General features: G+C 68.3%; 1 protein-coding gene. It reads left to right on the forward strand.

Features of this window, described 5'->3' with window-relative positions:
• A partial coding sequence (locus tag ACTQ49_RS15000) for an IS3 family transposase (protein ID WP_441828636.1) occupies positions 1–584 on the forward strand: 584 nt, incomplete at both ends.

A 584-nucleotide genomic window follows, 5' to 3' on the forward strand; every position in this document is an offset into this window, starting at 1 on the left:
GATCCGGCCTACGGCGCGCCGCGGGTCACCGCCGAACTCAACGACGGCGCCGAGCCACAGGCGCGGGTGAACCACAAGCGCGTCGCGCGGGTGATGCGCGCTCATGGCCTGGCCGGGATCCGGCTACGACGCCGGGTGCGCACCACCGCCCCGGAGCCGGCCGATGAGAAGTTCGGTGATCTCCTCGGCAGGGATTTCACCGCCACCGCGCCGAACCAGCGTTACGTGGGCGACATCACCTACCTGCCGTTACAGGGTGGCGGGAACCTGTATCTGGCGACGGTGATCGACTGCTATTCCCGCAAGCTGGTCGGCTGGGCCGTCGCGGACCACATGCGCACCGAGCTGGTCGAAGACGCACTCGCCGCTGCTGTTGCAGAGCGGGGCAGCCTGCGAGGGGCTGTGTTTCACTCCGACCATGGGTCGGTCTACACGTCGAAGGCCTACGCCAGGCTCTGCAAGCGTCTCGGGGTGACCCAGTCGATGGGGGCCGTCGGAACGAGTGCGGACAACAGCCTGGCCGAGTCGTTCAACGCCACCCTCAAACGAGAACTCCTGGCCGGGCAAGCCACGTTCGCGGGGCC

The organism is Luteococcus sp. Sow4_B9 (genome assembly GCF_052116585.1).
GTDB lineage: Bacteria > Actinomycetota > Actinomycetes > Propionibacteriales > Propionibacteriaceae > Luteococcus.